This window comes from Pseudoalteromonas sp. B160 (assembly GCF_037162485.1).
Classification (GTDB): Bacteria; Pseudomonadota; Gammaproteobacteria; order Enterobacterales; family Alteromonadaceae; genus Pseudoalteromonas; species Pseudoalteromonas rhizosphaerae.
On the sequence record NZ_JARLUX010000001.1, the window covers coordinates 3,361,566 to 3,386,637 of the forward strand.

Here is a 25,072-nt window from a genome sequence, read left to right on the forward strand (position 1 = left end):
GATACTTAATTTTGGTATTTCCAGTACGGCGGGTTGCCATAAACTTCACTAAAGTAATCAATACATACTCGAACATTTAACGGTGGTTGTCGTGTATTAGGGTAAATTGCAGTAATGTTTTGTGGTCCTGTTTTTATTGTTGGCGCAAATTCACTTAAGAGTGAAACAAGAGCGCCTGTTTTTAAGCTTTCACCAATTAACCAATCAGGGAATAATACAATTCCCATGTCGTTCAAAGCCCCGATAAACAGCGTTTCAGCGTTGTTAGATACTAAAGTCGGTATTACACTTTGCTGCTGCCATGACGAATTAATTTTGAATAACCAACGATTTTGCCCCGATGAACCGCTATAAATTAAGCCCTGATGCTGACTAAGATCAGCCGGTACTTTTGGTGTGCCATATTTTTTCAGATAAGCAGGGGATGCGGCTAAATGATAAGTTTGCAGTCCTAATGTTTTAGCATGTAACGATGAATCTGCAAGAGATCCGATACGAAAAATCACGTCAGCGGCATCAATATGCGGATCGATAAAATCATCGGTTTGAGTCAACTCTACTTGAATTTTCGGATAGCGATTTAAAAACTCACCAAGCCAAGGCGCTATGTGTTTTTGTCCGAAAAAAACCGGCGCATTAATTCTTATTAACCCTTTGGGTTGAGTTGCTCTATCTTGCAGCTCGTTACGTACTTCGTTGAGTTGCTCGGTCATTGAGCGCGCATAATCATGAAAAATTCGGCCCGCTTCGGTTGGCATTATTGCTCTTGTGTTACGGTAAAAAAGTTGCTGACCAAGGGCATCTTCAAGTTGCAAAATTACTCTAGAGACCATAGAAGGCGATACATTTTCATGTCGAGCAACAACAGAAAAGCTTTTACATTTATACACGGCGATAAAAAATTTTAACGCTCTGATATTGATCGAACTGAAATCATTCATTTGTGCAAATCCTGCAAAAGTGTTTCTTATATAATCCCATTTTTCGCGTTAAAGCTCTAGGTTATTATTTATTCCTTATTAATAGGAGATTTGCATGCAGTTTATTTTGATTTTAATTGTCGTTATGGGAGGAATGGGGCTGTCTGTAGAAGCAGGCTTATTGGGCCCTTTAGGTGGTGAGGTTGGAGAATTATGGGCCACATTTAGTGTGTTTGGTGTTGGTGCTGCTCTTACCTTTATGTTGATGCTATTTTTTAGTCCTCGCAATAGCCCATCTTTTTTCAAACAACCATCATGGACATTGTTAGGTGGCGTGTTGGGGCCTGTTTATGTCGTTATATTGACGTTCACAGCACCTGTGATAGGTATTGCTATGACGATGATCAGTATCTTGATGGGACAAATAGCGAAAAGTTTGCTGATAGATCATTGTGGTTTATTTGGTAGTCAACATCGCCAGATTGACCGTAAACGGCTTATGGCACTATTTTTTATTGTCATTGCATTAATTCTGATGGCACAAGGTTAGGGGACGCTAATGACTATAATTATGATAATTCTGGCGGTGATTGGTGGTGCAACCTTGAGTATTCAGGCTGCCATTAATGGCCAATTAGGAAGTAAAGTAGGTGTTTTTCGCTGCGCATTTTTAACCTTTTCGGTGGGGGCGTTGATCACCGTGTTACTTATCTTTTATTTTGAACCTAGGCATGCGCTAACCCTGTTGGATGTGCCAAAGTGGCAATTATTAGGGGCAATGTGTGGAGTACCCTATATCGTGATAATGGTGTTTGCTGTGCAGCGAATTGGCACCGCAGTCGCAACGGTTGCGGTAATATTCGGTCAATTATTTATGAGTATGTTAATTGATAATTTTGGTTGGCTTGGTAACGATGTGATTGCTTTTTCGCCAAGTCGTATTGGCGCTGTAATATGTTTGGGTATTGCGCTGTATTTTATTCATGCAAGTGGTAAAGATACAGCAAAAACTGAGAGTTAGCCTTGAAACAATAAAAATTTGGCTGAGGTGATAACTTGTAACAGGGGGTTATCACCTGATTTGAGCTGAGATTTTTTCCCCGCCTTAGGCTTGATACGCTTTAGAATGAATCATTTTAGTCTCGAGTGTATTAGAATAGTACGCTCTCGGCCTTGTATTTTCTTTCGTTTCGCTTTGAGTTGTTGTTCTTAGCCATGCAAGATAGTTAATTTGGCTGTAATTTCTAACAAAAGGTAATGAAAGAATAATGAATACAAAACTGTATAAATCAGTATTGAACTTAGCCGGTGAGCTAATGAATGCTGCACAGCAGCAAGATCAAGTTACGTTCGATTCACTCTATGGGCAGCTAAAAGCACTGTGTATTGAGCATGAAAATACTGAGAAAGATCATCCTGTACAGTGGGAAACGCTCGCTGATTTTACCGATGAGTTTGCCGATGCGTTGTTGGTCTATGAAAAAGCATTAGCTAAAGCTAACGCCATCAATGCGAAAGATTATATGTCGTCAATTGGTTATGCGATGGCAACTATGCATGTTGAACTAGGGCAAACCGAAGCTGCTATCGTAAGTTTACAAGCTGCGCAGGTTAGCGCAAATAAAATTCCTGATAAAGCGCTGAAGGCTGAAATAGCTCAGCTACTACAACAATTACAGTAAAATTAGCTCGTTGATTATGTTTAAGAGGTCACAATAAATGGATGTTACGCTAGGCACTAGCCCTGAACTGATTGCGCAAGCGCATGCTATTCGCCACCAGGTATTTGTGATCGAACAAAGTATTCCTAAGCAGTTAGATTTAGACGGTTTCGACGAACGAGCTGTGCATGTGGTGGTAACAGATGGCGGTGCTTTAGTCGCTACTGCGCGGTTAGTGAAACGTAATCGACGGTGTGGCGTTATGGCAAGGATTGCAGTGTTAAAGCAATACCGAGGATCCGGCATTGCTAAATTGGTTATTAATGCCTTGTTATCACATGCTAGTAAAATTGGCCTTGAGATCATTGAAATTCATGCACATGCCTATTTGCAAGGCTATTACGAAAGTTATGGTTTTAAATATATTAAAGATGTTGAAATAGTTGGCGAACACCAACTTATTGAAATGCAATGCAGTTTAAAAAGTGAAGTGAGGTAACGCCGTAATGCGCGACGAATTAAGGACTAAGATCATTCAAGTTTGCGACAAAAAAATAGCGGCGAAGGGAGATAATGTTGGGCTGTCGTTTTATGCTTTTTTTGCCAACAAAAATGATGATCCAGAATTACTTATGGAAGCTGCGACATGGTGGATACAAACCCACCAATTAGATCACTTTGTTAAAGCGCGGATCATTAAAACCATGATTGAAAATAATCTGTAATAGCGTGTAGATGTTTGATTGTATATTAACCACAATAGCGGTTGAGATATTTATTTTAGTGAGGTGTAGTGCTGGTGGTTGATAGTTGGATTGCCCAAGGGTTTGGTTTACTCAGCTTTGTTTTAGCATTGGTGTGCTTTTATCAAAAGGATGATCGTCGTTTAAAAATAATGATGGTGGTGATGAATCTAAATCATGCACTGCACTTTTATTTACTCAATGCTATCACTTCATCATTGTGCTGTTTATTTTCAGCGGGGCGTACAGCCGTATCAATGCGGGTAAAATCGGTGTGGATAGCAGCCATTTTTATTATTTTAACCGTGGTTATCGGTTATCTAACAGCCCAGCAATGGACGGATTACCTTGCGATTGTTGCCGCTTGTTTGGGTTGTTTTGCACTATTTTGCTTAACGGGCATCAAAATGCGTGTTTTGCTGTTTGCAGGATCGTGCCTATGGTTGGCAAATAATATAATTGTTGGATCTATTGGCGGCGTGTTATTGGAAGCGACTGTAATTGTTATTAATATATCGACTATCTACAGACTACATAAACAACGCTTTACCCGTGAGGCGCTGACTGAACATGGTTAATAATGAAGAGCTTAACAAAGCCCTTCACAGTAAATGTTAGTTATTGTCTGGTTAACTCAAACATTTGATTTTCTGCTCCTGAGGTACATGTCCATTGCAGAATATTAGCATCATCGGCAGTTTTGCTACCTGCGACGTCTAAGCACAACTCACTATTTCGGTTGATGATACGCCACTTACCAGAGCCGGCACTTTGCAAACGAAACTGCTGGTTATAGCTCCCTGTGTATGTCCAGATATTGATATTTTCACCCGCTGTAGTTGAATGCGTATAGACCTCTAACCCTTTAGAAGGAGCATTGACAGGTGAAATACGATGCCACACCCCATCGACTGTTGAAATATTAAATTTTTGGCAATCATTATTAAGCCAAGACCACTGCCTAACATTTGCCCCATCTTCACTTTGACAGTTAGCAATATCTAATGATGCACCACTGTGTTTTGGGGTAATGCGGTAAGTACCATTGACTTGTGTATTGGTTGGGTTGCCATTATTGCCGTCGGTATAACCATTGTAGATTTCAAACTCTGCAATTTGCGGTACGCCATTGGCGGAATGAATCACAAAACTTACTTTGGATAAGTTAGTGTTAGAAAAAGTGATTACATTTGGCACAGCACCACCGTTAGTAAGTGTTACACCTGTATCGTAGTTCACTAAAGACCAAGCTGTAATGCTTCCTTTACTGGCTGGGGTTTCAATTATTTTAATCGCATTTATGGTGGTGTTAAGGTTTTTAATATTGATCGTGCCCGTGGTAGCTGACGGTGACCAGTAAGTTGACATATCGCCGTCGTTCACATTGCCATAACTCGAGCCACTGGCTTTAGAACTGCCATCAACACCGGCACTAATAGCAAGATTTTCCCCTGATGGCGTTGGCTCAGGTATTGGATCTGGATCCGGTGTTGGATCAGTTGGGGTAGTCGAGCCACATTGGCCATTCGATGTTTGCAAGCCTTTGTTCGCGCCAGCCGTTGCTGCAATGATGTTGGGTATACACTGTGCATTATCAAGCTGATAGTTATAAGGGATGTTGATTGTTGTGGTTGAGGTTGGATTAGGGCCTGCTGGGTGAAGCTTGTTTTCTTGTTCAGACCAATCGATATTATCCCAAATGTTGCCGCTGACTTGCCAGTAACCCATGTCATTTGTATAAAAAGTGCCGAGTGGATCTTTGGAATTTTTAAAGTAGTTGTTTTCGGCGCGCATTTTACCGCCAATTCGTGGATTCATGCCCGATGACACGAGTCCATAGTAGTAGTTGTTGTAAGCATGCGCTGTCGCGTGTCTTAGTAAAGGCGTGCGAGAATTAATATTTTCATAGTAATTGTGATGAAAAGTAACAGGGCCGTTAGTATCGTCACTATCACTTGAGCCAACGAGACCACCCCGTCCAGAGTTGCGCAAAATACTGTAAGATAATGTCACGTATTTGGTATTACTCTTCATATCGAACAAAGCATCATATCCTGAACTTTCGCCACCACTGGCCTCAAGTGTAACGTGATCGACCCAAATATTTCTGACGTTTGACTCCATGCCAATTGCATCACCGCCGTTGGAGGTGGGGGAGCCTGATTTTTTGACGTTTCTAACGTGAACATTTTGAATAATGATATTTGAAGATGAACGAATATGGATGCCTAATTGGTCAAAAAGAGCACCGCTACCAACACCGATAATAGAAACATTACTAATTTCTTTTAGTTCAATTAGATCTGGCCCAGTATTGCAACTATCTCCAGATACTTTACTGGTGTTGCCATGATTTATGGTGCCTTCAACGTGGATGATAATTGGTGTGTCACTTGATGCTCGGTTACATAAAGCCTGATGAATTTGGGTTCCAGTTGTTGCATAAACAACATCGCCACCAGCACCACCTGTTGTACCACCATTCGTTGCGGCAAAGCCTGACGCATTAGCAAGTGCACTGTTTCCATATATAGCAGTTGTTATGGCCAAAGCATGCAAAGAATATTTAAATAACGTACGTTTATTCATTGGTTGTTCCTAATTACTGTATGTTCAGATCAAAACAATCAAATAAATTAATTGTTAAAAATGTTAACACAATCAAGTCCTGTTTATGCTTGTACCGCAGTGCTACCGGTGGCATTATTGCGCTAAAAATGACTTTCTGCAATGCTAATTACTGATTGATTAGTTTTAATTTCATCATTTAGTTTTGTTTTTATGCGTTTTAAATAAATATATTTAATTAAAATTAATGGGTTAGGTTTTGTTTTAATTATTTTAAAAAATATAAAAATAATAACGATTTATTTTCTAGTTTTTATTATAGTGTTTTTTGATACTTGAAATTTAGTTAACATTTGTTCCTTTATTGTTTTTTGATATGACTAGATATTTGCATGTTACGGGGCTGGTTCTAACGCAATATTGATATGCTTTATGGATGAGTTAGTTGTTTACAGGTGTTGTTGTGAAGTACTAGAGTATGTTGACCTTTCAGAATTAAAATTTGTTTAATCTAGGAGTGATTTAATCGTGACAAGAGGTTTTTAACCTAGTGGGCTCGCTACTGCTACCGCGTTATTCTACTGGCGGAAGTAATCTGAGCTTCGGATAATAAATCTATCTCCAGCGGCTATTTTTCAATGTTAACTGCGTTGAATTTATTTGTAATAGGCATGCTATTGACGCGTAAATTCGCCTTATTTTCCCTGAAAATTTTGGCTGGAGAGTAAAAGTAATATTAGTGCTTTAAATCAATGCGTTAGAAAACACATGAACCAAAATTTAGGTTAAGCAACAAAGAGTTAATCGCACTTAGACAGACCACGTTGGCTTGCGAGTTTTTTGAATTTATGATTATTTATAAATACTTACGGTAAAAACTATACTCTAAGAAAGTGTTACACGCTGTGGCATTTTTTATATTTTTTACCACTACCACACGGGCATTCATCATTGCGGCTAATTTTTATATCTGCAACAGGGAAGATCTCACCATCGAGATAACGCCACTGGCCATCTTCTTTTATGAAGCTTGATTTTTCATGCAGCTGGCAAAACAAGTTTTGATAAAAATAGCTAACACAAAATTCAACACAACCAGTGTATTCTTGCTGGTCTGCACTGATCACAGCTAATTTTATAAAGCGGCAACTATTAGCAAAATCAGCAATTTCTTTGATTGGGTTTGCTGCTTGTTTTTTTTGTGCATAAGTTTGGTAAATATACTTAGCATTTTTTAAGGCATAAGCAACAAAGCGAGAGCGCATTAGTTGCTCTGGGCTTGTTGCTTGTATATTGCCTAAGTGCAATTTTTCACAGCAATCGCTATAGCTTTGTTCGCTGCCACATAAGCAAAGACTGTCAGTGAGTGAGGTCATAAATAAAATACGCTTTATTAAAAAACGGCATTTTAACAGCTTATTGTGCTAATGCTATCTCTGTAGCTTGTTGGGTTTTAGTAAAACAGTATAGTTTTGCACTCGCTTGGTCTAACTTTAATGACAGGTTAGCTATTTGATTGTCTTTCACAATGTCTGTCCAGGTGATCACCGCTGCAAAGTTACCGTTATGTAGTGCTGAATTTAGTACATACTCTAAATTAACCAGATGCTTTTGCCTAATCACTAATAGTTTACTGGTATCAATAGAACATGAATCAAGTAAAGCTTTACTTGGTACGTGATCCGGTGCAATCAGTAACGTCCATGCGTTTTTATTATTGTAATGGTGTAACACCTTTAGAAGTTCAAAAGTTGCAGAGATCTCATCTTCTATCTGAATCAAATTTACTGATGCGCTTAAATTATCTTGTTGATAGCTTTTAACTGTTCTGATGGTAATTGGCTGTAACATAAGTTTCACTCACTGGTTGTTTATACAGTACTCATATACAGTAGTTTATACAGTGTTTGTGTGCAAGTGTTTTTTGCTATCTTTTTGAACGATTTTTAAATTTATTTGATACCATCAGCTTTGAAAATGTGCAGAAAATTAAATAATACTATACAAAACAATGTATTAATTATTTAAATTGAGGTGGCAATTGATTTTAACGAAAAGGGTAGATTAGTCCCTTTTCAAGGTGAGTTGGGGATCAGGTGAGCAAACTGCTGTTGGTGTATTTGTTCATACAGTGTTGCAGCATAACACTGGGCATCTTTAAAGCGGCGGGTGGCTAGATGTTTACGTAAATCAGTTAAGGCGGTTGTTGCAGGCTCATAGCCTTGGCTACTGGCTAAACTTAGCCATACTGCGCCATGAAAAACACTAGTAGGTACGCCCTGGCCTTTGATAAAAAATAATCCTAGATAAAATTGGGCTCGCTGATTACCTGACATTGCAGCTAAGCGCATCCATTTAGCAGCGAGAGGAGGTTGATCATTTTTTAAATAATACAGGGCTTTATTAACAGTGTTATCAGGAGTATCAGCTTTAACCGCACTGTGTGGGGCTTTGCTCGGTTGGGTGATAAACGATAATACGTTTTCTAACTGTTGTTCTAAATCTAAGCCAATTGGCGAGGTATCTGTCATAGTGCCACACATATTATTGTTGTCATTTACCTGCTCAGTTTAGTCTAATATCAGGTTAATTGTCCTGTTATTCTTGAAATATATGATAAAATCACGCAATTATTGTCATCTAAAATGAAACTCACTTATGCTCGACGCGTTATTTAAAATTAGCGACCACAACTCGACTGTGCGCCGCGAATGTATTGCCGGCCTCACTACCTTTATTACTATGGTTTATATTGTGTTTGTCAACCCTGCTATGTTGGCTGAAGCTGGTATGGATCAAGGTGCTGCGTTTGTGGCAACTTGTATTGCTGCGGCTATTGGCTGTTTTATCATGGGCTTTTGGGCAAATTATCCGTTAGCTTTGGCTCCTGGTATGGGGCTTAATGCCTTTTTTACTTATGGTGTTGTGTTAGGCATGGGCTATACCTGGCAAGCAGCATTAGGGGCTGTGTTTATGTCGGGCTGTATTTTCTTGTTCCTGAGTTTGTTCAAAGTCAGGGAGTGGATAATTAATGCTATTCCATTGGTGTTAAAGCAAGCCATTGCAACAGGAATTGGAGCGTTCTTAGCGTTAATTGCGCTTAAAAATGCCGGGATCATTGTGGCCAGCCCTGCAACATTAGTGCAACTGGGTGATATAACGGCTGCCGGTCCATTGTTGGCTATTTTTAGCTTTTTTGTTATTGCAGCGCTACTTTATCGTGATTTTAAAAGTGGTGTTTTGATCAGCATTTTATTAGTAACTGTGATCGCGCTAAGTCTGGGTTTGGTAGAGTATCAAGGCGTGATATCTATGCCTCCTTCAATTGCGCCTACTTTTATGCAACTTGATTTTTCAGCGGCGTTTGAGTTGTCAATGCTTAGCGTCATTTTTGCATTGTTGTTCGTTGATTTATTTGATACATCAGGCACCTTAGTTGCGGTAACTCAAAAAGCAGGTCTTGCTGATGAACAAGGTAATATGCCTCGTTTAGGACGAGCATTAAGTGCTGATAGCGCCGCAACCATTGCCGGTTCAGTATTGGGCACTTCGACCACAACCTCATATATAGAGTCAGTTGCAGGAGTATCTGTGGGTGGCAGAACCGGACTTACAGCTGTGGTTGTAGGAATGTGCTTTTTATTGATGATGTTTTTTGCACCCTTGGCGAAAATGGTGCCAGCTTATGCAACTGCGGGAGCTATTTTATATGTGTCGGTGCTAATGCTACAAAACCTTAAGTTTGTAAATTGGGATGATATGACAGATGCCATTCCAGTGAGTGTGGTATTACTGATGACACCGCTAACATTCTCCATTGCTCATGGCATTGCACTGGGCTTTATTTCTTATACAGTCGTTAAAGTATTGTGTGGTAAACGAGAACAAGTAAGCATCAGTGTGTGGATATTGACTGCGATGTTTGTGATCAAATTTGCGTTTTTATCTTAGTGAGTTACTAGGGTCTGTTGACTTATCAAGGTTGAATTTTCAGCAGTCTGTTTGGTATTTAGGCAAGGCAGAACCTATGTGATGTGGTCATTCCCCATAAATAGGTGATAACGCAGCATCAATGCCAAACAGGCGCTGCCCGAAGGGTTCTGCCTAGGGGCAATTAACTCTTTGTTACTTTGGATGTAAGTAAGGGGCGTGAGCAGGACGCGGAAGCTTTGCTCGGTTTTTACTTAGCCCACTAGGTTACAAACCTCGCGCCGCGATTAAATTGCCCCTAGTTTGAACAAATATTAATCCGCAAAGGTCAACAGACCCTAAGTTAATACAAAGAAAAAGTGGTTTACCACTTTTTCTTTGGTGCAAAAAGTACGTCTAAATCGTCTTGTTCTTGCTCTGCTTTTTCTTCAGTGCTGTTGCATTAGATGCTTTAAGCTCTGTGCTTATTGCTTCTAAATAACCTTCGAGCTCTTGGCGTTTAGTGGTTATATAGTCATCGCTATAAGCGACTGCAGATACAGTAGCGTAGGCTTTTTCAAAGTATTGGCGTGCAGAACCGACCATATTCGCAGAGCGTGCGGAGATACCTCGTTTAATCTGGCTTTCAATATTAATTCGTAATTGGAGTTTTTCTAAGCGCTTGTCTTCAGCAATAAAAATTTGGCTGTCTACTTTCCCTTTGCCATGCTCTGAACGAAGTACTGCGCGTACTTTCTTAATACCTTGGATTAGTGCTATTAATTGCTTGTCGTTATCGGGTAACACTAAATTTTCTAAGTTAGTGGTGTCGATTGAGTCTCCTAAACGTTCTTTTGCTTCCTTTAAGCGATTCTTTAACTCTTTCGAATTGGGTGATAGCTGCACCATAGCGACTAAAGCATCATGAATACGCCGTTGTAGAATACGTAAAATATGTTCTGACATAGGGATGTTTGCGCTATTTAATAGAACGTCTTCTGATTCTTCAATGATTTTTTTTGTTTGGTTAAGTCTTTGCGGCGTTCTGTTTCTTGTTTCTCTTTATGCTGTTGTACCGCACTGACCCAGAGGGCAATGACAATCAGTGCAACAATCAACATAATAATAATAGAAACGATCATGGTTTAGGTCTCAAATTTCACAAACTAATAATTTTAATCTTACATTAAATATATGCTAACAGGATAGTTTTGCGCGGCTTATGTAAAAGAATTCACTTTCTCATCATTTATTACTATCTGCGTATGATATTTTTTCATTTTGAGCATCAGCTTAAAAGATGGCTACCTCAAGGCGAGGGATTATGCTAGCCTAAGCAGATAACCTTATAAATACGATTCCAGACAGCCTTTTTCTATTGTTAATCAGAAAAAACTTGGCTTGACGCGATGTAGCATTTATAAATAAGCAGTATAACTACACTAAAAAATGCAGCCATGAAATTACAACAACTCAGATACATCGTCGAAGTCCAAAATCATAAACTTAATGTTTCAGCAACCGCTGAAAGTTTGTTTACCTCACAGCCAGGTATTTCTAAGCAAGTACGTATGTTGGAAGATGAGTTGGGCGTGCAGATTTTTGGGCGAAGTGGAAAACACTTAACCCATGTTACCAGCGCGGGCACTGAAATAATTAATATTTCCCGTGAGATCCTTTCTAAAGTAGAGGGTATTAAAGCGGTTGCAAATGAGCATACACTACCTGATCAAGGTAAGTTGAATATTGCCACCACACATACCCAAGCACGGTATGCACTGCCAAGTGTGATCCAAGGATTTATGAAAAAGTACCCTGCGGTGTCATTGCACATGCACCAAGGTACGCCGCAGCAAATTTCTGATGCTGCTGCTCGTGGCGATGCTGATTTTGCAATTGCCACTGAAGCACTACATTTATATTCTGATTTAGTGATGTTACCTTGCTATCACTGGAATCGCAGTATTGTGGTGGCAAAAGACCATCCACTAGCTAAAAAAGCAGAGTCGCTAACCGTTGCCGATATTGCCCAGTATCCACTTATTACTTATGTATTTGGTTTTACTGGCCGTTCAGAACTTGATAAAGCATTTAATGCGCAGGGACTTGAACCACACATTGTATTTACTGCAACTGACGCCGATGTGATTAAAACCTATGTACGCTTAGGTTTAGGTGTGGGTGTTGTAGCATCAATGGCGATTGATCAAATTGCAGATACCGATTTAGTGTGTATTGATGCCAGCCATTTATTTGAAGCCAGCACCACTAAAATTGGCTTTAGAAAAGGCAGCTTTTTACGTACGTATATGTATGACTTTATAGAGCGTTTTGCACCACATCTGACCAAAGAGCGGGTTGAGCGAGCGAGTTTACTACGTAATCAAGATGACGTAGATAAGCTGTTTGAAGATATAGAATTACCGGTTAAGTGACTTTAATCTGTTGAAAACAAAAAAGCCGCATATTGCGGCTTTTTTAATGACTATAAACCTAACACTCAATTATATTTACAGCTAAGCCACCGCGAGCGGTTTCTTTATATTTAGTTTTCATATCGTTACCAGTATCAAGCATGGTTTTAATAACTTTATCCAATGATACTTTTTGCTCGCCACTACCACGAATAGCCAAACGCGATGCATTAATTGCTTTGATAGCTCCCATAGCATTACGTTCAATGCACGGCACTTGTACTAATCCACCGACAGGATCGCAGGTTAACCCTAAGTTATGCTCCATGCCAATTTCCGCGGCATTTTCTACTTGTAATACACTGCCACCGACAATTTCAGTCAGTGCACCAGCAGCCATTGAACATGCGACGCCAACTTCGCCTTGGCAACCAACTTCAGCACCTGAAATTGAGGCATTCTTTTTATATAAGATGCCAATTGCGGCGGCAGTTAATAAATAACGAGTTGCAATATCGCGGTCTATTTCTTTAATGAATGTGTGGTAGTACATTAATACCGCAGGTAAAATACCTGCTGCGCCATTAGTTGGTGCTGTAACTACACGGCCACCTGCAGCGTTTTCTTCATTAACAGCAAGGGCAAATAAATCCACCCAGTCCATTGCGCGAAGGGGGTCATTGCTGACTTCAATATTGAGCTTTAAGTACAGGCTAGGGGCGCGACGTTTTACTTTCAAACCACCAGGTAAAATTCCTTCGGTGCGCATACCGCGTTCAATACAGGCTTTCATTACTTGCCAAATATTGAATAGTTCATCTTTTATTTCATCTTCTGTGCGTAAGGTTTTTTCATTTTTCATCATCAAGCTTGATACGCTATAACCTGACTCCTTACACATTTCTAATAATTCTTTGGCACTGCCAAATGGAAAGGGCTGGGTTTTCTTCACGGACAGTGAGCGCAGCTTGTTTTTCGTTTTCAAATTCTTCATCGGTAACAATAAAACCGCCGCCAATTGAATAGTAAACTTTACTATGGAGTTTTTCGTCGCCTTTAAAAGCAATGATCTCCATTGCATTTGAGTGTTTTGGCAAAGTTTTACGACGGTGGAATACAATCGCTCCTTGTTTTGGAAACTTTGCTTGATGCACTTGATTTAAGTGGATCACTTGTTCATTTTCAATTTTAGCGAGAATATCGTCTACTAAATCGGCATCAATGGTTTCCGGATCATAACCCGCAAGTCCGAGGATAACTGCTTTGCCTGAGCCATGGCCGATACCTGTTTGTCCCAATGAGCCATATAGCTCAACTTTAATGCTGGTGACATCGGTTAACAAGTTTTGTTGTTGTAGTTCGTTAACAAATAAACGCGATGCGCGCATTGGGCCGACGGTGTGTGATGATGACGGGCCAATGCCAATACTAAACATATCGAATGCACTGATCATAATAACTTTACTCTACTTTTACTCAGCACGATTGCTGCCTTTGAACGGTCGCACATAATAACGCGTAATTGTACCCTTGTAACCCTTTGCAATAGAGATTTAAACTGGTATGGCAAGCTGTTTTGTAAAGTTTTTTATAATGCTAGCAGTGGCTCCCCAAAGTAGTCCGTAAGGAGTTGAAAAACCTTGTAAAGTAATAGTTTTGCCAAAGCGATGAAAAGGTAAGGGTTGCCAATTGTTTACATCAGCGAGTGCGCTGACGGGCAGCAAAAAACTGGCGGCCACTTCATTTTGGTCTGCATGCCAATGTGTATCTGGGGCTAATACACCAACAAACGGTGTAATCGTAAAGCCGGTAAGAGTAGAGTAATCGCCTAATTGACCGATGACAGTGACATTTGATGGGGCGATATTTAGCTCTTCACTTAGTTCACGCAGTGCAGTATGGCGTAAGTTTGCATCGCTCAACTCATGCTTACCGCCTGGTAAGCAAATTTCCCCAGGATGGTGATTTAAGAACATTGGGCGTTTGCATAGTAATATGTGCGCGCTGTTATCTACATCAATCAGCGGTAACATAACGGCACTGGCTCGTTGAGGACGTTGTTTAAAATGTCTCCTTATCAGCTGGCTGTATATACTCATTGGCAGGCGCAGTTAGCTGAAAACGAGCCATAAGCTGTTTGCTATTCACACAGGTTACTTCAATAAAAGGTAAGATTTTATTTACTTTATCGTAAGTTTCTTGGTATTCCAAATCCACTTGTGAATCAGCAACAATGCCGCCGCCAGCCCAACAATAAATATGCTGTTTGTGACACACTAAAGTTCGGATGGTAATACTGGTATCCATATTGCCACAAGCGCTTAAATAACCGATTGAACCACAGTAAATACTGCGCCGATGCGGTTCTAATTCTTCAATGATTTCCATCGCACGAATTTTGGGTGCACCGGTGATTGACCCTCCCGGAAAAGCAGCATACAACTGATCAACCGCAGTTTTATCGTCAGCTAACTGCGCTGTCACGGTACTGACTAAGTGGTGTACTGCAGGAAAACTCTCAATCGCAAAGAGTGACGGGACTTGCACGGTACCAGGTTTGGCAACTTTACCTAAGTCGTTGCGCAGTAAATCAACAATCATCACATTCTCAGCGCGATCTTTCGCTGAATTTTGTAATCGAGTTGCTTGTAACGCATCTTCTTTTTTATCAAGACACCGTGGCAGCGTTCCTTTGATTGGCTTGGTTTCAACCTGATTATCATTAATGGCAATAAAGCGCTCAGGGGAAATAGATAAAATAGCGCCATCAGGATGATTAATAAAACTTGAAAATGGTGCTTTGTTAGCTTCGCGCAAAGTACAATAAGCATGCCACGGTGAGCCTTGATACTGCGCTGTAAAACGCTGTGCTAAGTTAATTTGATAACAATCGCCACTTTTTAAATATCCCTGAATTCTTGCAAACTTAGCGCTGTATTGTGCGCGGCTCATATTTGATGACCAGCCTCGGGTGATTTCAAATGGCGAGGTAATTGGAGAGGCGTGAGCTAACTCCTGTAGATACATTGCTGATCTATCAACATCAGGCTGTGCGACATAAAACCAACTGTGCAGCTTTTTATCATAGATAAGTGCATCCATATAGAGACCAATAGCTAGTTGTGGCATATCGATATCATCGATAGCTTGGCTGGGAAGTTTTTCAATGACTCGGCCAAGGTCGTAACCAAAATACCCGAGCCAGCCGCCACTAAAAGGTAGGTTAGGCTTAGTTTTACTGCTATCTAGAGTATTTAGCTGTGCTTTAATGATACTAAAACAATCTTGTTCAGTTGCCTTGTCATCAATAAACGTGTGGTTATTTTTAACTTCTAGGCGCATTTTTGGCGCAATAGCAATCAGATCGTAACGACTATTTATATGGTCGCTGTTGGCTGAATCCAGCAGAACGGCATAAGGTAAATGGGCAAAATAGGCGAAAACCTCTAGGCAGTTGAGCGAAATGTCTAATTGAATACAGGTTTTTTGTTGCTTTATCATCTATTTTTTTACCCTGAAGAACTGGCTCGAAACGGGCTAGGAGGGTATCATAAGTTATAATTTTTTGGCAGCGTTTAGTGACGTTGCCTAAGCGCTGTACAAACCACCGTCACTGGTTTGGCCTAGTTTACGTGTTCTCACGTAAAGGTAATTTAAGGAACCCCTATGAGTACAATTCGTCAGCAAGACTTTATTGATAGCATTGAAGATGCATTGCAGTATATTTCGTTTTATCATCCACTTGATTTTGTTCAAGCGCTCGAAAAAGCCTATAACAAAGAACAAAGTAAAGCGGCAAAAGATGCCATTGCGCAGATTTTAATTAACTCGCGGATGTCGGCAGAAGGCAAACGTCCTTTGTGCCAAGACACAGGTATTATTACTTGTTTTGTGAAAGTAGGTATGGATGTTAAGTGGGACAAAACAGATTTAACCGTACAGCAAATGGTTGACGAAGGGACGCGTCGTGCTTATTTGAATCCAGATAATCCATTACGTGCATCTATTGTTGCAGATCCTGCAGGTAGCCGTAAAAACACCAAAGATAATACGCCTTCGGTCGTGCACATTGATTTAGTGGCAGGCGGCAATGTTGAAGTAATGGTGGCAGCAAAAGGCGGCGGCTCTGAAAATAAAAGTAAAATGGTGATGCTTAATCCATCTGATGATGTGGCTGAATGGGTCGAAAAGACCTTGCCGACCATGGGCGCTGGTTGGTGTCCACCAGGCATGCTAGGTATAGGTATTGGCGGAACGGCAGAAAAAGCCGCAGTAATGGCAAAAGAATCACTTATGGATCCAGTTGATATCCATGAGCTTATGGAACGTGGCGCAGAAACCACCGAAGAGAAACTTCGTTTAGAAATATTTGAGCGCGCAAATAAGCTCGGTATTGGCGCACAAGGCCTTGGCGGTTTAACAACAGTGGTTGATGTGAAAATAAAAACCGCACCGACTCATGCGGCCTCAAAACCTGTGGTTATGATCCCTAATTGTGCGGCGACTCGCCATGTACATTTCACATTAGATGGTTCAGGTCCTGCAAACTTAAAAGCGCCAAAACTTGAAGATTGGCCAGAAGTCACATTTGAAGTGGGTGAGGGCACGCGTCGTGTTGACTTAAATACGCTAACTAAAGAAGACACGCATGAATGGAAAATGGGCGAAACAGTATTACTGTCAGGGACTATATTAACTGGTCGTGATGCAGCGCATAAACGTCTGCAAGATATGATCAATTCTGGTGAAGGGTTACCTGCAGGTGTTGATTTTGATAATAAGTTTATTTACTACGTTGGCCCAGTTGACGCGGTACGTGATGAAGCAGTGGGCCCAGCGGGTCCTACAACAGCAACGCGGATGGATAAATTCACTGACATGATGCTAGAAAAAACTGGCATTATTGGCATGATTGGTAAAGCGGAACGTGGCCCTGCAACAGTTGAGTCTATCAAAAACAATAAATCTGTGTATTTGATGGCCGTAGGTGGAGCAGCTTACTTAGTATCTAAAGCAATCAAAAAAGCCCGTGTAGTGGCATTTGAAGATTTAGGTATGGAAGCTATCTATGAATTTGAAGTAGAAGATATGCCAGTCACTGTCGCAGTGGATAGTGAAGGCGCAAATGCGCATACCCAAGGCCCAGCAATTTGGAAAGCTAAAATTGCAGAGTTAGACGCTAAATTAAAATAAGTATTCGCTTTATTATGCGGTATTTGAGTTTTCTCAGATACCGCTTATCAGCTCTGACCAGTTGGATGTAAACCACCTAACCTCCCGCAAAGACCCATCATTACTCTCTTGTTGCTGTTTATTGCCTTGTAATTTAAACTTTACAATAATATTTAAATTGACGTTCACGTAAACGTTATCATGCTATATTTTTAGTTAAGTTAATTAACTATTCTAAAAAGTGACTATTTTTGAATTTAAAATGTTTAAAATTGCGATAATTTAGCTTGTTCATTACGGCGCCTGATATTGATAGGTTTTATCATCTCATATAGTGGCAAGCTGTAATATGAAGTGGTAGAGTCTCGGCAATTTCAGCGTGCATACCCTCTCACGGGTTACAAATTTCGGAGTAAGATAAAGTGGCTGTGTTCAATCGAGTTGATTTTGATAACCACGAACAAGTGGTTTTTTGTTCAGATAAAGAATCAGGCCTTCGTGCAATTATTGCCGTTCATAATACTAATTTAGGTCCTGCTGTTGGTGGTTGCAGAATGTGGGATTACGCAAGTGATGACGACGCTGTTGTCGATGCGCTTCGTTTATCAAAGGGTATGACCTACAAAAATGCGGTAGCACGTTTACCATTTGGTGGTGGTAAATCTGTGATCATTGGAAATGCCAAAGAAATTAAGTCTGAACAATTATTCCGTGCATTTGGTCGCCAATTAGAGCGCTTAAATGGTAGTTACTATTCCGTTGAAGATGTAAACATCACCTGTGATGATGTGGCTATCATGAATAAAGAAACTAACTATGTATTAGGCCTTGAAGGTAAAAGTGGTAACCCATCACCATTTACAGCGTATGGCACATTTTTAGGAATTAAAGCGGCGTTACAACATCAACGTGGTCACCAAGACTTGAGTGGCATTAAAGTGGCAGTACAAGGCTTAGGCGCTGTTGCTTATGGCTTGTGTAAACATTTGCATGACGCGGGTGCGGCCTTGTTTGTAACTGATATCAACCAAGTGGCAATTGATCGAGTCGTGAATGATTTTGCAGCGACTGCTGTAGGCATTGATGAAATATACGACCTTGATGTCGATGTATATGCACCGTGTGCACTTGGTGCAACAGTAAATGATGCGACTATTCCACGCATTAAAGCGACAATTATTGCTGGTTGTGCAAATAACCAATTAGCCGAGTCTCGTCACGGTGAGATCATTCGTGAAAAAGGTATTTTATACGCACCAGATTATGTGATTAACGCAGGTGGTATTATTAATGTTTATTATGAAACAGCGCCAGAAGGTTACAGTGCTGAGGCATCAAATAAACATGTTGAGGGGATCTTCAAAACCTTAACTGAAATTTTTTCGCGAAGTGAGAAAGAGCAAAAATCAACGCATTTGATCGCAGACGAACTCGCACAAGAGATCATCAAAAACGGTTTATAATAAACGCGTTATAGGCGTGCAATTGCACGCCTTTACATTATTCAGTAAATCCCTCACGATACGGTCATCCTGACCTGTATAGTTTTTAAAGATATGACGCCCATCGATTTAGCCACATGGCCACGCGAACAACATTTCTCACTGTTTAAAGAGTTTACGCAACCCTACTTTAATGTATGTGTACAATTAGATATGGGGGCGTTGTATCAGCATTGTAAATCACAGCAATGCTCTTTTTTTCATGCCTATATCTATGCGACATTGCAGGCAAGTAATACTTATCAACCAATGTTACTGAGGATCATTGACGGTGTACCTTGGCAACTAGCTGCTCAACGTGCCAGTGTTGTAGAGCTTGCTGATGATGATACCTTTAGGTTTAGCTACTTTTCACAACAAGCTACGTTGAACGACTTTCAAATACATGCAAACAGAGTTAGCTTAGCGGCAAAGCAACAGCCATTATTCTCAACTGCTTTTGCGCAAACCGAAGGTCAGACTGATTTGATCCATATTTCGGTTTTACCGTGGTTGAACTTTACAAGCTTCTCTCATGCACATACACAAGGTAATCATTTCGGCATTCCTAAATTAGTGTTTGGACAGTTTGATGCACAAAAGGGGACAATGCCTATCTCAATAGATGTGCACCATGCATTGATGGATGGTTTACATGTAGCGAAGTTTATTGAACAGCTGCAGCAGAGTATAGACGCTCTGTGTGCTTAGCGTGGCCGTAAACGAATTGTGTTATTTAGTTAATGAAAATAAAACTCAGACTATGTTAGTATAATTCATATACAAGAAAACATAATGATAGTTAACTACTGGAAAATCATTATCTATTTAATTTGCGTTCATGCTAAGTTGTTAGCTCGCCATAATTACGAAGGCGTTTAGTATAATGATTCGTTTAGGTCTTTGCTTTTTCTTTTTTGTTGTTTTTAGTTGCTTTGCTGCTGAGCAAACCCGCTTACCTCTTAATGACTACTTTGCTGAAACCTGGAATACCCGTTCTGGTTTGCCTCATAATAGTATCAATAGCGTGGTACAAACAAATGATGGTTACGTGTGGATTGCCACTTGGGAAGGATTAGCCCGATTTAATGGCCGAGAGTTTAAACTGTTTACACGTACGGAAATAACTGGTTTACCAGATTCTGGTTTACGTAGTTTAGCCCCACAAGCTGATGGCGGTCTATACATAGTGGGCGCTCGAGGGGGATCAGTCATTTATATCAAGGGCAATGGCATGCCAAGCCAAATGCGACTGCGATGGTAAATCACGTATTAAAAACGCCTTCAGATGAAACTTGGTTAGCCCTTGAGGGCCAAGGTGTTGTATATCGAGAGTTTGATAGTGCGCCGGACACGGCGATTTTAGAAAACCTCAGTGCTTATCGTCTAATAGAAGACAATGCAGGTATTATCTGGGTTGCAACCAGCAATGGCTTGTATCAAATTAATAATAAAACAGCGCGTTTAATCACTCCCGATTCCGGTTTACCACAAAGCCCAATATACACCTTGTATTTGACCCGCCAAGGTGAGCTCATAGTCGGCAGTGAACAAGGTGCATGGAAACAGGTAAACAATCGTTTTATCAGTATTCATGCTCAACTTAAAAATGAGGCTATCTCAAGTATTTTACAAGATGACCATGATGATCTTTGGTTTGGTACGATCAATAAAGGGGTGTTTCGATTAAGCCCGTTAGGACTTGAACAACTTGATGCTGACGCTGGTTTACCTGCAAATCGGATTTTATCGTTATTACAAGATCGTGAAAATAGTATTTGGGTTGGCACAAATGGCGGTTTATACCGATTGCGTGAAGCCGCTTTTTCGACTTGGACCACAAAACGAGGGTTGACAGGCGATTATGTCCGTACCGTGTTGTCGCATTCTGATGGTAGCTTATGGGTAGGCAGCAGCCTTGGTTTAAATCGCATTGAAGATAATAAAGTAAACACATTCCCTCCTGCTTATGGGAATGATCCGTTATCGGTTTTAAGTTTAGCCGAAGATGCGCAAGGTCAAATTTGGCTCGGGACCTATACCTCAGGTTTGATGCGGATTATCAATGGTAAAGTTTATCCTGTTCTGGATCGTCAAAATGGCTTAGCCAGTAATGAAGTTAGGGCGTTGTTATTTGATAGTTCAGGGCGCTTATGGGTGGGAACTGCAGCAGGTTTGACACGAATAGACGTGGATGGCTCTCTGAAGCAGTTTTCAAGTACAGATGGTTTACCTGGTGATTTTATTATAGCCCTTAGTGAAGACAATTATGGCAATGTATGGATTGGAACCGGCGTTGGAGTAGCATCTTTTAGCCCAAATTTAGAAAAATTTACGGCTAAAGTGTTTCCTGCCCATTTTGATGCTGAATATGCTTTTGGTTTTTATGCTGAATCTGAATATATTTGGATGGCGACAGACCGTGGTCTTGTCCGGTGTCATATCCCAACTGGAGAAATGAGTATTCTTGGGCGTGAACAAGGCTTGCCAGTTGATAAGTTGTTTCAAGTTGTGGCACAGGGAGATTCGTTTTGGTTATCTAGTAATCGCGGTGTGATCCAAGTAAATCAAAAACAGGTCAAACAGCGGCTAGCGCAGTTAGCACAAAATAATGCGTTGCCAATCCAGTATCAGCTATATGATGAAGGAGATGGCATGCTAAGCGCTCAGGCTAATGGCGGGTCTAATCCTTCTGCAGTGCTGCACAAAGATGGCAGTATTTGGATTGCTACAGCGCAAGGGGCAAGTACTATCGTCCCTGAACGATTAAAGCAAGCTACAAAGAAAACATTACCGACAATTATTGAGGCAATGTATGTAGATGGCAAAATGACCCCCTTGGTGCAGCAAGATGAAGAAATTATTTTACCGCTTGGTGTTTCGCGGCTCTCTTTTCATTATGCTGGCCTAAGTTTTATTATGCCTCATCGGTTGAATTACCAGACCCAATTGACTGGTTATAATAATGTGTGGGTTAATCGTAATCAATTAACCATTACGGAATACACTAATTTACCACCGGGAAAGTATACTTTTAAGGTACGTTCGGGCTACCCTAATGGGCAATGGCAAAATAATGATAAAACCTTAACGTTTGTGATTCAGTCATATTTTTGGCAAAAAACTACTTTTAAAATAATGGTTTTTATCGGTTTATTAGCATTAGTCTACGGGCTTTATAGATACCGGCTTTATCATTATAAAAAAATAGAGATAGAGTTGATTAAGCGGGTTGAGCAACAAACTAATGATCTGCAACAACAAACAGATGCCTTTGCTCATCAAGCAACCCATGATCAACTAACTGATTTACCAAACCGTCGTGCCTTTGACTGTTGGCTTGCGGACAATTTTGCTGATTTTAAACAGCATGGTTCACCTCTCGCTATTGCGATTATGGATATTGATCATTTTAAGCGAATTAATGATGGGTGGTCACATATTGTTGGCGACCGTGTAATTTGTGTGGTTGCTCATATGCTAGGAGAGCTCAATGAGAGTGATGATAGTCAAGTTGCTCGCTGGGGAGGTGAAGAATTTACATTACTATTCCCTCATAAAACCGCGCAACAAGCCGCTCAATTATGTGAAGAATTACGTGTGCAAATTGCAAACTACGATTTTTCAAACATCGCTAGCGGGTTATCGGTAACGGTTAGTTTTGGAGTCGCTGATTCATTGGCAGTTAATGACTATGACAGGTTACTGGCGCAAGCTGATCAAGCGCTTTATCAAGCAAAAAGTAATGGGCGAAATCGAGTCGAAGTTATAACACTCTAAAAGTTATAGTAGAGTATTTAGGAAAACACGCTACAGGCCATTGCTTTTCGGGTACATAATATATACTAATACATATATTAAAACATTTTATTAACATTTAATTGGGTTTGATGCTATACCTTTTGTTCCCGTTTTGGGGTCTTTTGATGTGAACAGAAGGAACAAAAGATGAAAAGTAAGATGATATATGTAGCATTAGCAGGTGTTTTAGGTGTGTCGCCAGCGGTGTTTGCACAAGGCCATAAGCAGAATGATTTTAACTTTACTGCACAGTCCATTGAGTCACTTAAGTTAACCTCCTTGGTGGCTGTGGACGATACTCAGTTTGTGTTCAATAATGACTTGTTGCGTGAAGATTGGGATAATTTCTTTGCTCTGCATGCGCCAGTACTGGAAGATAAAAAAGAGCGTGTTTTGCACTGGGCAGGTTATACAAGTATCAACGCTAAAGTTATCTTAGCCTTGATTGAGCTGCAAAGTGGCTTACTTTCTGATCCTGACGCAGATCTTAATAATGCTTTTGCAGGTTTATCGGACGAACACGGTTTTGATGCCCAGCTAGAAGATGTGGTAATGATGTTAAGTCAACGTTTTTATGCATATAAACAGTGGCAAGATAGCCAAGCCACCCCGGAAACATCAAAGTATGCGGGCGAGGAAATCACGAATAGAGTCAATACCAACAGCAGTACTGCAGCGACAGTAGCATTGGTCAGTGTTCTTAAAAAACAAGCATTAAGCAAAGATAATGTTAATTTCGCTAAGAGCGATCTGACCGGCTTTTTAGCGACGTTTGAGCGTCTATTCCCTGATAGTCGCGCTCAGTTACAAAGATCCTCTAAAAGTGCACTACAAAGTAGCAATCAGCAGTTTGCTGCGGCTAGTTTTTCAATGAACTTACCATGGTCATCAGGTTATTATTGGTACAGCGGTGGGGCTCACTCTAATACTGGCTCTGGTTATCCATATTCATCGCTTGATTTTAATAATGGCTCTGGTGGTTGGGGCGCAAATACACCATATGTTCAAGCGGCGCATGGTGGTACTATCACACGTTTTTCGTCATGTAATATCCGCGTAACGCATTCGAGTGGTTATTCAACCAACTATTATCATATGTCTAATCTGCAGTATAGTAGCGGTGATTTTGTGCAGCCAGGTGCATGGCTCGGTCGTTATGCGAACAATTATTACCAAGCACTATGTGAAGGGGGACAATCATCAGGTCCTCACGTGCATTTTACTTTGTTGTATAACGGCCAGCAGGTGTCATTACATAATCAATATATTAGTGGTCATCGTATTGATGTCGGCAATAGCAACTACGATGACAATTGTAATAACTTTTACTTTGAACGTAATGGCTACCGTACTTGTGCTTGGGACCGTTTATATCGTTAATATAATTGATTTTACGAAATAATATAGCTGACCGCCTATAACATAGTTATGGGCGGTTTTTTTAGCTGTTGCTAGACTAGATGATTGAATTTTATCCTCACAGGACATATTAATAAGCTACACCTGTTGATAGGACCTTTTAATGGTAAATGGATTATTAATATTTGCGCTGATTGCGTTTGTAGTTGTTTATTGGCGTTGGCCGGTTATTCAAAACCGCTTGTGGCAAAAAAAGTATCAAGATTATCGTTTAGATGAAAAGCAAAAAACATTATTGTTACGGTATATGCCTATCTATCAAAAAATGACGGATGCTGATCGGGAAAAATTAGAGCGTCATATTGTCTGGTTTCTAAATGAAAAACGCTTTATTGGTTGTGATGGTTTAATTCTTAACGAGAGTATGAAGTTAATAATTGCTGCGGATGCGTGTGTGTTGGTGCTTAATAAACCATGGCCACTTTATCAAAATGTGAAAGAAATTTTGCTGTACCCAAGTGCTTATTACGCGCCGCAGACATCTCGTGATAGTGCCGGATTAGTAAGCTATCATAATACTGTTCGTCAAGGCGAGTCATGGCCTGGAGGGACTTTAGTGCTGAGCTGGCACGATGTGCTTGAAGGGAACCGCTTACCCAGTGACGGACATAATTTAGTGTTTCATGAATTTGCTCACCAACTCGATCAAGAAACAGGTAAAACCACAGGCACGCCTATATTAGCTAAAGAAGTAGATTATAAACAGTGGGGGCGTGTTTTTAGCCGCGCTTATAATCAGTTAAAAACGCATGTTGCGTATAATATGCCGCATGTTATTCATAGTTATGGTGCAACAAATGAAGCCGAATTTTTTGCCGTGATCACCGAAACTTTTCTCGAAAAGCCCAGTGAGCTGCGCCATTATGATCCTGAAATATACAGTTTATTGGTCGGCTATTATCAGTTTGATCCAATAAAATGGCATTAACCGCCAAATAACGACGCTTTATCAGATATCGCTGGTAACTTGCTGCCGTTTTTGTT

20 protein-coding genes and 4 pseudogenes are annotated in these 25,072 nt (G+C 40.4%); 15 read left to right on the forward strand and 9 right to left on the reverse strand.

What is annotated here, in order from left to right; genetic code table 11:
- Nucleotides 1-5: 5 nt before the first annotated feature.
- Entirely contained in the window at nt 6-941 is a 936-nt protein-coding gene (locus P4S61_RS15750; RefSeq protein ID WP_149982852.1) for a LysR family transcriptional regulator, read from the reverse strand.
- 94 nt (nt 942-1,035) lie between these two features.
- On the opposite strand from P4S61_RS15750, the gene P4S61_RS15755 reads away from it, so the two are divergent.
- From P4S61_RS15755 to P4S61_RS15780, 6 genes are all read left to right on the forward strand, one after another.
- Nucleotides 1,036-1,470 carry a DMT family transporter gene (locus P4S61_RS15755; RefSeq protein WP_337118613.1) on the forward strand — a complete coding sequence of 145 codons (435 nt, stop codon included), beginning with the start codon at nt 1,036-1,038 and terminating at the stop codon, nt 1,468-1,470.
- A 9-nt stretch (nt 1,471-1,479) separates the two neighbouring features.
- Complete coding sequence (locus P4S61_RS15760) at nt 1,480-1,941, forward strand: DMT family transporter (RefSeq protein WP_337118614.1); 462 nt, start codon at nt 1,480-1,482, stop codon at nt 1,939-1,941.
- Between the two features lie 244 nt (nt 1,942-2,185).
- Nucleotides 2,186-2,602, forward strand: coding sequence for a tetratricopeptide repeat protein (locus P4S61_RS15765; RefSeq protein ID WP_337118921.1), 417 nt, complete (start codon nt 2,186-2,188; stop codon nt 2,600-2,602).
- Between the two features lie 37 nt (nt 2,603-2,639).
- The gene (locus P4S61_RS15770; RefSeq protein WP_337118616.1) at nt 2,640-3,080 is read left to right on the forward strand and encodes a GNAT family N-acetyltransferase; all 441 of its coding nucleotides are present in this window, start codon (nt 2,640-2,642) and stop codon (nt 3,078-3,080) included.
- Nucleotides 3,081-3,087: 7 nt separating this feature from the next.
- Nucleotides 3,088-3,306 carry a DUF6500 family protein gene (locus P4S61_RS15775; RefSeq protein ID WP_145241061.1) on the forward strand — a complete coding sequence of 73 codons (219 nt, stop codon included), beginning with the start codon at nt 3,088-3,090 and terminating at the stop codon, nt 3,304-3,306.
- A gap of 74 nt (nt 3,307-3,380) precedes the next feature.
- The gene (locus P4S61_RS15780; RefSeq protein ID WP_182732200.1) at nt 3,381-3,902 is read left to right on the forward strand and encodes a YgjV family protein; all 522 of its coding nucleotides are present in this window, start codon (nt 3,381-3,383) and stop codon (nt 3,900-3,902) included.
- A 40-nt stretch (nt 3,903-3,942) separates the two neighbouring features.
- Here the strand turns inward: P4S61_RS15780 and P4S61_RS15785 are convergent, their stop codons facing one another.
- From P4S61_RS15785 to P4S61_RS15800, 4 genes are all read right to left on the reverse strand, one after another.
- Nucleotides 3,943-5,913 carry a pectate lyase family protein gene (locus P4S61_RS15785; RefSeq protein ID WP_337118617.1) on the reverse strand — a complete coding sequence of 657 codons (1,971 nt, stop codon included), beginning with the start codon at nt 5,911-5,913 and terminating at the stop codon, nt 3,943-3,945.
- An 875-nt stretch (nt 5,914-6,788) separates the two neighbouring features.
- Nucleotides 6,789-7,268: a YchJ family protein gene (locus P4S61_RS15790; protein ID WP_182732198.1), complete on the reverse strand. Its 480-nt coding sequence runs from the start codon at nt 7,266-7,268 to the stop codon at nt 6,789-6,791.
- 40 nt (nt 7,269-7,308) lie between these two features.
- Nucleotides 7,309-7,743 (reverse strand): SulA-like leucine-rich domain-containing protein, encoded by a 435-nt coding sequence (locus tag P4S61_RS15795; protein ID WP_145241055.1) that lies wholly within the window; start codon nt 7,741-7,743, stop codon nt 7,309-7,311.
- A gap of 224 nt (nt 7,744-7,967) precedes the next feature.
- Nucleotides 7,968-8,423 carry a sel1 repeat family protein gene (locus P4S61_RS15800; RefSeq protein ID WP_145241053.1) on the reverse strand — a complete coding sequence of 152 codons (456 nt, stop codon included), beginning with the start codon at nt 8,421-8,423 and terminating at the stop codon, nt 7,968-7,970.
- Nucleotides 8,424-8,550: 127 nt separating this feature from the next.
- Here P4S61_RS15800 and P4S61_RS15805 point away from each other — a divergent pair, with 127 nt between their 5' ends.
- Entirely contained in the window at nt 8,551-9,843 is a 1,293-nt protein-coding gene (locus tag P4S61_RS15805) for an NCS2 family permease (RefSeq protein ID WP_145241051.1), read from the forward strand.
- A 343-nt stretch (nt 9,844-10,186) separates the two neighbouring features.
- On the opposite strand, the pseudogene P4S61_RS15810 reads toward P4S61_RS15805, so the two are convergent.
- Nucleotides 10,187-10,943: pseudogene (locus P4S61_RS15810) on the reverse strand (hypothetical protein).
- Between the two features lie 315 nt (nt 10,944-11,258).
- Between P4S61_RS15810 and cysB the strand changes: the two are divergent.
- On the forward strand, nt 11,259-12,236 hold the full coding sequence (cysB, locus tag P4S61_RS15815) for an HTH-type transcriptional regulator CysB (protein ID WP_145241047.1): 978 nt from the start codon (nt 11,259-11,261) through the stop codon (nt 12,234-12,236).
- A gap of 58 nt (nt 12,237-12,294) precedes the next feature.
- Here the strand turns inward: cysB and P4S61_RS15820 are convergent.
- The 3 pseudogenes from P4S61_RS15820 to pabB form a co-directional block, all read right to left on the reverse strand.
- Nucleotides 12,295-13,669, reverse strand: a pseudogene (locus P4S61_RS15820) (L-serine ammonia-lyase).
- Nucleotides 13,670-13,768: 99 nt separating this feature from the next.
- A pseudogene (locus P4S61_RS15825) lies at nt 13,769-14,363 on the reverse strand (NUDIX hydrolase).
- A 9-nt stretch (nt 14,364-14,372) separates the two neighbouring features.
- Nucleotides 14,373-15,716, reverse strand: a pseudogene (gene pabB / locus P4S61_RS15830) (aminodeoxychorismate synthase component I); the annotation flags it as partial.
- 165 nt (nt 15,717-15,881) lie between these two features.
- Between pabB and P4S61_RS15835 the strand changes: the two are divergent.
- From P4S61_RS15835 to P4S61_RS15865, 7 genes are all read left to right on the forward strand, one after another.
- Complete coding sequence (locus P4S61_RS15835; protein WP_145241038.1) at nt 15,882-17,408, forward strand: fumarate hydratase; 1,527 nt, start codon at nt 15,882-15,884, stop codon at nt 17,406-17,408.
- A 401-nt stretch (nt 17,409-17,809) separates the two neighbouring features.
- Nucleotides 17,810-18,850: a Leu/Phe/Val dehydrogenase gene (locus P4S61_RS15840; RefSeq protein WP_337118620.1), complete on the forward strand. Its 1,041-nt coding sequence runs from the start codon at nt 17,810-17,812 to the stop codon at nt 18,848-18,850.
- A gap of 93 nt (nt 18,851-18,943) precedes the next feature.
- Nucleotides 18,944-19,579, forward strand: coding sequence for a CatA-like O-acetyltransferase (locus tag P4S61_RS15845; RefSeq protein WP_182734942.1), 636 nt, complete (start codon nt 18,944-18,946; stop codon nt 19,577-19,579).
- Between the two features lie 175 nt (nt 19,580-19,754).
- Nucleotides 19,755-20,132, forward strand: coding sequence for a two-component regulator propeller domain-containing protein (locus P4S61_RS15850; RefSeq protein WP_337118621.1), 378 nt, complete (start codon nt 19,755-19,757; stop codon nt 20,130-20,132).
- Nucleotides 20,126-22,648 carry a two-component regulator propeller domain-containing protein gene (locus P4S61_RS15855; RefSeq protein ID WP_337118622.1) on the forward strand — a complete coding sequence of 841 codons (2,523 nt, stop codon included), beginning with the start codon at nt 20,126-20,128 and terminating at the stop codon, nt 22,646-22,648. Before P4S61_RS15850 ends, P4S61_RS15855 begins: the two co-directional genes overlap by 7 nt.
- A 168-nt stretch (nt 22,649-22,816) precedes the next feature.
- Nucleotides 22,817-24,049 (forward strand): M23 family metallopeptidase, encoded by a 1,233-nt coding sequence (locus tag P4S61_RS15860; RefSeq protein ID WP_182819925.1) that lies wholly within the window; start codon nt 22,817-22,819, stop codon nt 24,047-24,049.
- Nucleotides 24,050-24,191: 142 nt separating this feature from the next.
- The gene (locus P4S61_RS15865) at nt 24,192-25,016 is read left to right on the forward strand and encodes a M90 family metallopeptidase (protein WP_145241028.1); all 825 of its coding nucleotides are present in this window, start codon (nt 24,192-24,194) and stop codon (nt 25,014-25,016) included.
- Nucleotides 25,017-25,072: the final 56 nt, after the last annotated feature.

What these genes read in the sequence shown, in the direction of transcription:
- P4S61_RS15800 (WP_145241053.1), bottom strand. Translation starts at nt 8,423, where the DNA reads ATGACAGATACCTCGCCAATTGGCTTAGATTTAGAACAACAGTTAGAA.
- P4S61_RS15805 (WP_145241051.1), top strand. Translation starts at nt 8,551, where the DNA reads ATGCTCGACGCGTTATTTAAAATTAGCGACCACAACTCGACTGTGCGC.
- P4S61_RS15755 (WP_337118613.1), top strand. Translation starts at nt 1,036, where the DNA reads ATGCAGTTTATTTTGATTTTAATTGTCGTTATGGGAGGAATGGGGCTG.
- P4S61_RS15750 (WP_149982852.1), bottom strand. Translation starts at nt 941, where the DNA reads ATGAATGATTTCAGTTCGATCAATATCAGAGCGTTAAAATTTTTTATC.
- P4S61_RS15860 (WP_182819925.1), top strand. Translation starts at nt 22,817, where the DNA reads ATGAAAAGTAAGATGATATATGTAGCATTAGCAGGTGTTTTAGGTGTG.
- P4S61_RS15845 (WP_182734942.1), top strand. Translation starts at nt 18,944, where the DNA reads ATGACGCCCATCGATTTAGCCACATGGCCACGCGAACAACATTTCTCA.
- P4S61_RS15865 (WP_145241028.1), top strand. Translation starts at nt 24,192, where the DNA reads ATGGTAAATGGATTATTAATATTTGCGCTGATTGCGTTTGTAGTTGTT.
- P4S61_RS15790 (WP_182732198.1), bottom strand. Translation starts at nt 7,268, where the DNA reads ATGACCTCACTCACTGACAGTCTTTGCTTATGTGGCAGCGAACAAAGC.
- P4S61_RS15770 (WP_337118616.1), top strand. Translation starts at nt 2,640, where the DNA reads ATGGATGTTACGCTAGGCACTAGCCCTGAACTGATTGCGCAAGCGCAT.
- P4S61_RS15795 (WP_145241055.1), bottom strand. Translation starts at nt 7,743, where the DNA reads ATGTTACAGCCAATTACCATCAGAACAGTTAAAAGCTATCAACAAGAT.
- cysB (WP_145241047.1), top strand. Translation starts at nt 11,259, where the DNA reads ATGAAATTACAACAACTCAGATACATCGTCGAAGTCCAAAATCATAAA.
- P4S61_RS15775 (WP_145241061.1), top strand. Translation starts at nt 3,088, where the DNA reads ATGCGCGACGAATTAAGGACTAAGATCATTCAAGTTTGCGACAAAAAA.
- P4S61_RS15835 (WP_145241038.1), top strand. Translation starts at nt 15,882, where the DNA reads ATGAGTACAATTCGTCAGCAAGACTTTATTGATAGCATTGAAGATGCA.
- P4S61_RS15855 (WP_337118622.1), top strand. Translation starts at nt 20,126, where the DNA reads ATGGTAAATCACGTATTAAAAACGCCTTCAGATGAAACTTGGTTAGCC.
- P4S61_RS15760 (WP_337118614.1), top strand. Translation starts at nt 1,480, where the DNA reads ATGACTATAATTATGATAATTCTGGCGGTGATTGGTGGTGCAACCTTG.
- P4S61_RS15785 (WP_337118617.1), bottom strand. Translation starts at nt 5,913, where the DNA reads ATGAATAAACGTACGTTATTTAAATATTCTTTGCATGCTTTGGCCATA.
- P4S61_RS15850 (WP_337118621.1), top strand. Translation starts at nt 19,755, where the DNA reads ATGATTCGTTTAGGTCTTTGCTTTTTCTTTTTTGTTGTTTTTAGTTGC.